Raw genomic sequence first — 7,249 nt, 5'->3', positions numbered from 1 at the left:
ACATAAAATTAAACAAACCAAAAACAATAAGAACAACTAAAAACAATTCAACAAAACCAACAAAATATTAAAAAAAACTCACATAAAAACACAAAAAATAAAGAAAAAATCAATAAAATAGAACAAATAAAGAAACATTAAATGCGAATCCTCATTTTTATATATGGCATTTTATAAATTAATTATATTCATTAATTATTACTAGTTATTATTAATTAGTTATTACTAGTTATTATTAATTAATTATTTTAATGGGATATTCTAATTATAGGAGATATTATGAAAAAAATAGCTATTTATGGTAAAGGAGGGATTGGGAAGTCTACAACGGTGTCTAATATTTCTGCAGCTTATAGTGAGGAAAATAAAAAGGTAATGGTTGTTGGATGTGATCCTAAAGCAGATACAACAAGAACACTATGTGGAAGACGTCTTCCGACTATATTAGACACAATAAAAAATAATAAAAACCCAGATGTTAATAATGTTCTTTTTAAAGGATTTGGTAATGTTCTGTGTGTTGAAAGTGGAGGACCAGAACCTGGTGTTGGCTGTGCTGGTAGAGGAGTTATTGTAGCAATGGACTTAATAGAAAAAAAAGGAGTTTTTACAGATAATAACTTAGATATAGTAATATATGATGTTTTAGGAGATGTTGTTTGTGGAGGATTTGCAGTTCCACTTAGAGAAGAATTTGCAGATGAGGTATTCATTGTTACATCTGGAGAGTACATGTCATTATATGCGGCAAATAATATTTCAAAAGGGATTAAAAAACTAAAAGGAAATCTTTCAGGAATAATATGTAATTGTAAAGGAATTGATAATGAAACAGCTATCGTAAGGGATTTTGCAGAGATGATTGGTAGTAGTGTAATTGGTATTATTCCAAGAGATGAAACAGTTCAAAAAAGTGAAATAGAAGCTAAAACAGTGATAGAAAAATATCCTAATTCTAATCAATCAGAAGAATATAGAAAATTAGCTAAGAATATACTAAATAACAGTTCTTCTGGAGTTCCAGAACCACTGAATGATGATGAATTTGAAGAACTTTTCTTAAATTTATCTAATTGTATCTAATTAGATCATTAGTATCTAATTAGTATCTAATTAGTATTTAACTTGTATTTGTTAGCTGTTTATTAATTTATGAAAATAATTCAAATTTTTATATTCTTTATTTATATTATCATAAGCATTTTTCACATTAATTATAGCTTCTTCTTTACTTTTAAAATAAATCAAATGAGATGAACACATGCAATCTGAACATCCGAAATTATCTATTGTTTTGTTAGATTCACTAATCAATGATGATAATGCACATTCTAACTTCTCATTGGATATTGTAAATATTATTTCCACAATATCTACTGTTTTTTCTTTTAGAAAGTAATCAACATGCCAATGTAATTTTTTATCATCTGATAAATGTCTTTTTAATCTTGGAATTAATGAATTTCTTCCAGAACCTACATAAACATAAAATCCTTTATTAAATTCTATATCATTAAGTTTACCTATCTTTATTTTTTTATCAGATTCATTATTTATTATTAAACAATAAGTACCTTTTAAAATTCCTGATTTTTTAACCTTTAATCTTTTTTTACCCATGTTATTACCTTATATTAATTAGTTATTTTTGAATTAATTATTAAATCCAGATATTTAATTTAATCAAATATTTTAAATTTAATTGAAATCTTATATAATATTATGAAATTTAAGATTAAAGCTTATGGTCATGAAAATGTAAGTTCAAAACACAAATCTACATTTGAAATTACTCAAGATAGTAGTATAAGTGCTGCTGGTGATTGTATTATTGGTGTAGGTGCTGATAAAAACATGAATAATTTTTCAAATGAGCTTAAAAATAAAATAGCTAATGAAAATAGTAAAATCACGGTTAAACTTACAACTACTAATGCTCATGATGAAATTATCGGTCAAGGACATCCAGATTTAACGTTAAATCATCTGACTGACATTGTTTGCAGAAAAAGTTCCTATATTTGTTCAAGAACTTTAATGATTAAGGCTGATAAGGCAGCTATTGATTTGGACAAACAATTAATTGAAGATTTAAAAAATATGGGTGCTTTACACATGGAAATTACTGTAGAGTAGATAGAGTAGATAGTAAAGTTTATATACTTAAACAATAATATTTTAATTATACTTATTTTATGATTATTATAAGCAGGGATGGTCGAGCGGTCAAAGGCGATAGGTTGAGGGCCTATTGAGTTAGTCTCTTCGCGGGTTCGAATCCCGTTCCCTGCATTATTGAAATTTAAAGTGTATTATTATTTTTAGGATATTTTTTATTACTATTTCTTTTTATTCTAATTTTTAGTTCTTGGTTTTTCTTTTATTTATTTTTAAGATAGTTATTTATATATAATAAATTATAAATATTATTAATGACTGATTTAGTCATGTATACTATTGTACTAATTATAAACAATTATATTTTAAGAATAGCTATTTAAAATAAATTAAAAAGAGATAAAATGATATTACTATATAGTAATAGCTATCTAAAACAAATTTTATTATTTTTATCAAACTATAATTGAAATTAGTAAATTATAAATTGATAATTTAAGATAATTTAATTAATATATATTTTAATTATCACTTGGACTTAATATTAAAATATTAATGATTAATAGTGGATATAATATTTTGGCATAAATTATTTGATAAATTACTTAAATTTGTAAACTTTGAGGTGTTATTATGAAAGCAGTTATTCCAGCAGCAGGTTTAGGTACTAGATTTTTACCAGCTACTAAAGCTCAACCAAAAGAGATGTTACCAGTTTTTGATAAACCTACAATCCAGTATGTTATAGAGGAAGCAGTAGCTTCTGGCATTGATGATATACTTATTGTTACTGGTAAAGGTAAAAGAAGTATTGAGGATCATTTTGACAGATCTTTTGAATTAGAATATAATTTAAAAGAAAATAAAAAGGAAGATTACTTGAATGAAGTCTTAGCTATTTCTGATTTAGCTGATATTTATTATGTAAGGCAAAAAAAACAAAAAGGTTTAGGTGATGCAATTTACTGTGCAAAGAAACATATTGGGGACGAACCTTTTGCTGTTATGCTAGGTGATACAATTACTAAAGACGAAATTCCCTGCACTAAACAATTAATTAATATATATAATAAGTACGATGCTTCAGCTATTGCAGTAGAACCAGTTCCATGTGAAAAGGTTGAAAGATATGGTATAATTAAAGGTAATGAAATTGAAGAATCTGTTTATAAAATAGATAAATTAATTGAAAAACCTCCTGTTAATGAGGCACCATCAAACTTAGCTATCATGGGACGTTATGTTTTAAGTAACGAGGTTTTTGACTTACTAAAAAGCACAAATCCTGGACATGGTGGAGAAATACAATTAACTGATGCTTTAGCAAAATTAAGCTCTATCTATGGATATGCGTTTAATGGAAAATCTCATGATATTGGTAATAGGATTGATTGGCTTAAAACATCCTTAGAATTTGCATTATGTGATGAAAATGCTAAAGATGGTTTAATAGAATTTATGAAAGAAACTATAATCAAATATTCCTAATTAATTGTTTTTAGTAATTATATATTTTTAGTAATTTATAACCTCATTATTTAATGAGTGTATTTATTAGGAAGAATATAGCAATTTATTGATAATTATGTCTGTTAATGAAGAAGATAGTGATCTAATTGAAAAATTAGAACTTGAAGTTGAATCTTTGAAAAATAAATTAAATAAGGAAAGGAAAGATTATAGTGAAAAAATTACTTTTTTAGAAAGTAAAGTTTCTAGACTAATTTTTGAGAAAAAAGAATTAAATGAGGAAATTCGATTACTTGAACTTAAAGAATTCGATTTAAAAATAAAAAAATTAGAACGAATTCAACAGAAATTATATAAATCTGAACATAAAGTGGATGTAGTTAAAAAACATTTAACTAAATCTCATAAGGATATTGAATTATTAAAAGAGTATAATAATGACCTTAGAGAAGATTTAGATAATAGAAAAAATGATATTTTTCTACTAGAACAAATTATTAAAGAATATCCTTATTTGGGGATTTTTAATTATATTCGAGATAAAAAACCAAATAGCTATTATAAATACTTTAAATATTTAAAAGATTAGTTAAGTTAAATATTTTCAGAATTTATAGGTTTTATAGTCTTTATTTTTTAATGGAGGAACAATATGGAAAGTCAAAAGATTTTAGTCACTGGTGGTGCAGGATTTATAGGGACTAACTTAGTTAAAGAATTAGAAAAAAGAGGACATGATGTATTAGCAGTAGACCTTTTACATAATGAAAGGGATAATTATACTCGTGCTGATGTTAGTAAGTATCATCAAATTGAACGTATCTTTGAGGAAAACGATACTTTTGATCATGTTTATCATTTAGCTGCTGAGTATGGTAGATGGAATGGTGAAGGTTACTATGAAAATCTATGGGAAACAAATGTAATAGGTACCAAGCACATGATACGACTACAAGAAAAACTAAAATTTAGAATGATTTTCTTTTCTTCAGCTGAAGTTTATGGTGATTATACTGGTAAAATGAGCGAGGATGTTATGGTAAACAACCCTATAAAAGATACTTATCAAATGAATGATTATGCGATTACTAAATGGGCTGGAGAATTAATGTGTATGAATTCAGCTACAATGTTCAATACAGAAACAGTTAGAGTCCGTCCTGTTAATTGTTATGGGCCACATGAAAAATATTCTCCATATAAAGGTTTTATTCCTATATTTATATATAAATCCTTGAATAATCAAGGCTATGATGTTTATGAAGGTCATAAACGTATAATTGATTATGTTGGAGATACTGCTACAACATTTGCTAATATTGTAGATAATTTCATTCCTGGTGAAGTTTATAATGTAGGAAGTAAGCAAGAATGGGAAAAAGATATTAAAGAATACTCTGATATTGTTTTAGATGCTGTAGGAATTGATGATTCATTGGTAACTTATCATGAATCTGAACCATTCACTACAAAAGTTAAACATATTGATTTTTCAAAAGCTATTAAAGATTTAAAACATAATCCTAAAGTTTCACCAGATGAAGGAATCAAAAAAACTGTTCAATGGATGAGGGATTATTATAATATTAAACAATAGCTTAATTTTTTTGGAATGATGATTTAGATGACTGATAAATCTGTAGCTATTATTCCAGCATACAATGAAGAAGTTGCCCTGGGAAGTATAATTCTTAGAACATTACAATATGTAGATAGAGTTGTTGTTATAGATGATGGAAGTGAAGATAAAACTGTTGAAGTAGCAAAATTAGCAGGTGCTGAAATTATAGTTCATGAAAAGAACTTTGGCAAAGGAAAAGCTCTTAAATCAGGTTTTGCAGCTATTAATGATGAGAACATTATAATTACAATCGATGGTGATGGTCAAAACAATCCTGATGAAATACCTTTGTTAATTAGACCAATAGCTAATGACGAATGTGATATTGTTAATGGTAGTAGATATTTAGAAGGTTATGATAGTGACACTCCAAAATATAGGCGAGTTGGTCAATTAGTCTTAGATAAAGCAACTAATGTTTTGAATAACATGGATATCACTGACTCTCAAAGCGGTTTCAGAGCTTTTTCAAAAAATTCAATTAAATACTTTAAATTAGAAGATTCTGGTTTTGCAATAGAAAGTGAAATGTTGGCAGATGCTTCAAAAGCAGGATTAAAAATAGCTGAAGTTCCAATTACTGTTCGATATGATGTGGATGGCTCAACTAAAAATCCAGTAAGTCATGGTGTTAAAGTATTGTTTAAAATAATTATTAACTACTTTAAAAGATAATTAACAAATAAAAAAAGAATATATATGTTTTAATATTGTAAATTTTTTTTTTAAATGTTTTCAATACTTTCACAGCTTAGTATAACACATTTTCGTTCACTTGGAAGTATATATTCTTCCATTCCTATTTCTTCTTCTCCTAGAGGACCAATTTTAAGATCCATATTGTTATCATGCACATCTGTGTCTAATGGCTTTACTGATTCAATATTATAGTTTTTAATTATTTTATATTCATGTTTTGGGAAGAATTGTCCTTTAATTGAAAAACCTTTCTTTTTTAAATTATTTAATATTTGAAAATCCATTTTTTTATCAATTATGACTAAAGCTCCATTATTGTAAGGTTCATATGCATTAGAATTATCAATTATTATTTTTTTGTTTTCATCTATCTCCATTATAATCACCTATAATATATTAATAACTTAATTATATAAATATACATAATTTATATTTAATATAATTATTTGGTATATATTATTTAATATAATACATTATTATTTAATATATTAGTTATTATATTTATATTTTATATTAATTTAGTTATATTTTATATTAATTTAGTTATATTTTATATTAATTTAGTTATATTTTATATTAATTTAGTTATATATTTTATTATTGTTTGCACTTAAAAATTATTATTTTACTAAATTTCATATATTAGTATTGATGATTATTTTAATATTACTTTTCAAATGCTCTTGGGTTAAGATGATATATATTTAAGTACAATATAAACATGTCAAAACATTTTGACAAATTGATAAATAAATTAACTTTAAACAGTTAATAGTTATATACTTAAAGCAAATTTAATATGGAGTAAATATGGATATAAATGACACTTGATTGTTTATTTATTGAAATTTTATTCCATAATCATGATAAACTTATATTGTGGATAAAGAGGGTTTCATATGATGTTAAATTGGGAAAAAGAATTATTAGCAATTGATCCAGACATACATTTCAGAGCTGCTGGAGGATGGTTAAAAACTATTGAAAAGTTAGATAAAAGCGTTACTAATGGCTATTCATTAGTAGGGGAATTTGTTAAAGCTGGGGATTTTGATGAGGAATACTCTGATGGATTGTATTTAGATTGTAACAAAGAAGGTAAAAAGAGTAAACCTCAGCAAGATTACAGGCTTTTTAGATTTAAAGATGGAAAAATTAGACTTTTAGATCTTATTATTGATGGTAAAGGTACATGGGCTTGTGATTTTTGGGATACAATTGAAGAGGACTTAAACGATTAATTAGGGTCCAATCTATATGGTAATAAGGATCTTTAATTTTTTTAAGGATATTTTGTTTTTAGTTTTATGTCCTTATTGCATAATTTCAATATTTTGACAT

General features: G+C 25.5%; 9 protein-coding genes and 1 tRNA gene. 8 read left to right on the top strand and 2 right to left on the bottom strand.

Translation table 11 applies throughout. The features are described from left to right. Positions 1 to 276: 276 nt before the first annotated feature. A complete protein-coding gene (gene cfbC / locus MBFIL_RS00420) occupies positions 277 to 1,083 on the top strand; it encodes a Ni-sirohydrochlorin a,c-diamide reductive cyclase ATP-dependent reductase subunit (protein WP_066970346.1) in 807 nt (268 codons plus the stop codon). Positions 1,084 to 1,134: 51 nt separating this feature from the next. On the opposite strand, the gene MBFIL_RS00415 is transcribed toward cfbC, so the two are convergent. Then, positions 1,135 to 1,620, bottom strand: coding sequence for a GIY-YIG nuclease family protein (locus MBFIL_RS00415; RefSeq protein WP_066970344.1), 486 nt, complete (start codon positions 1,618 to 1,620; stop codon positions 1,135 to 1,137). Positions 1,621 to 1,722: 102 nt separating this feature from the next. Here MBFIL_RS00415 and MBFIL_RS00410 point away from each other — a divergent pair, with 102 nt between their 5' ends. From MBFIL_RS00410 to MBFIL_RS00385, 6 genes are all read left to right on the top strand, one after another. Continuing rightward, positions 1,723 to 2,136, top strand: coding sequence for a DUF371 domain-containing protein (locus MBFIL_RS00410; protein ID WP_066970341.1), 414 nt, complete (start codon positions 1,723 to 1,725; stop codon positions 2,134 to 2,136). A 72-nt stretch (positions 2,137 to 2,208) separates the two neighbouring features. Further along, a tRNA-Leu gene (locus MBFIL_RS00405) sits at positions 2,209 to 2,292 on the top strand. Between the two features lie 459 nt (positions 2,293 to 2,751). Further along, positions 2,752 to 3,606, top strand: a complete 855-nt coding sequence (gene galU / locus MBFIL_RS00400; RefSeq protein WP_066970338.1) for a UTP--glucose-1-phosphate uridylyltransferase GalU — start codon at positions 2,752 to 2,754, stop codon at positions 3,604 to 3,606. A 97-nt stretch (positions 3,607 to 3,703) separates the two neighbouring features. After that, positions 3,704 to 4,177: a hypothetical protein gene (locus MBFIL_RS00395; protein ID WP_066970335.1), complete on the top strand. Its 474-nt coding sequence runs from the start codon at positions 3,704 to 3,706 to the stop codon at positions 4,175 to 4,177. A gap of 63 nt (positions 4,178 to 4,240) precedes the next feature. Continuing rightward, a complete protein-coding gene (locus MBFIL_RS00390) occupies positions 4,241 to 5,185 on the top strand; it encodes an NAD-dependent epimerase/dehydratase family protein (RefSeq protein ID WP_066970332.1) in 945 nt (314 codons plus the stop codon). Between the two features lie 27 nt (positions 5,186 to 5,212). Next, positions 5,213 to 5,884, top strand: a complete 672-nt coding sequence (locus MBFIL_RS00385) for a glycosyltransferase family 2 protein (RefSeq protein WP_066970330.1) — start codon at positions 5,213 to 5,215, stop codon at positions 5,882 to 5,884. Positions 5,885 to 5,934: 50 nt separating this feature from the next. On the opposite strand, the gene MBFIL_RS00380 is transcribed toward MBFIL_RS00385, so the two are convergent. Beyond that, positions 5,935 to 6,285 (bottom strand): hypothetical protein, encoded by a 351-nt coding sequence (locus MBFIL_RS00380; protein WP_066970327.1) that lies wholly within the window; start codon positions 6,283 to 6,285, stop codon positions 5,935 to 5,937. A 522-nt stretch (positions 6,286 to 6,807) separates the two neighbouring features. Between MBFIL_RS00380 and MBFIL_RS00375 the strand changes: the two genes are divergently transcribed. Further along, positions 6,808 to 7,149 (top strand): hypothetical protein, encoded by a 342-nt coding sequence (locus MBFIL_RS00375; RefSeq protein WP_066970324.1) that lies wholly within the window; start codon positions 6,808 to 6,810, stop codon positions 7,147 to 7,149. Positions 7,150 to 7,249: the final 100 nt, after the last annotated feature.

Origin of the sequence: Methanobrevibacter filiformis (assembly GCF_001639265.1) — an archaeon.
In the GTDB taxonomy this organism is placed as follows: Archaea; Methanobacteriota; Methanobacteria; order Methanobacteriales; family Methanobacteriaceae; genus Methanacia; species Methanacia filiformis.
This window is presented reverse-complemented; position numbering and strand designations above follow the sequence as displayed.

Bases quoted from the DNA above. Each gene is read 5' to 3' on its own strand.
- MBFIL_RS00410 (WP_066970341.1), top strand. From the start codon at position 1,723: ATGAAATTTAAGATTAAAGCTTATGGTCATGAAAATGTAAGTTCAAAA.
- MBFIL_RS00415 (WP_066970344.1), bottom strand. From the start codon at position 1,620: ATGGGTAAAAAAAGATTAAAGGTTAAAAAATCAGGAATTTTAAAAGGT.
- MBFIL_RS00385 (WP_066970330.1), top strand. From the start codon at position 5,213: ATGACTGATAAATCTGTAGCTATTATTCCAGCATACAATGAAGAAGTT.
- MBFIL_RS00375 (WP_066970324.1), top strand. From the start codon at position 6,808: ATGATGTTAAATTGGGAAAAAGAATTATTAGCAATTGATCCAGACATA.
- MBFIL_RS00380 (WP_066970327.1), bottom strand. From the start codon at position 6,285: ATGGAGATAGATGAAAACAAAAAAATAATAATTGATAATTCTAATGCA.
- MBFIL_RS00390 (WP_066970332.1), top strand. From the start codon at position 4,241: ATGGAAAGTCAAAAGATTTTAGTCACTGGTGGTGCAGGATTTATAGGG.
- MBFIL_RS00395 (WP_066970335.1), top strand. From the start codon at position 3,704: ATGTCTGTTAATGAAGAAGATAGTGATCTAATTGAAAAATTAGAACTT.
- galU (WP_066970338.1), top strand. From the start codon at position 2,752: ATGAAAGCAGTTATTCCAGCAGCAGGTTTAGGTACTAGATTTTTACCA.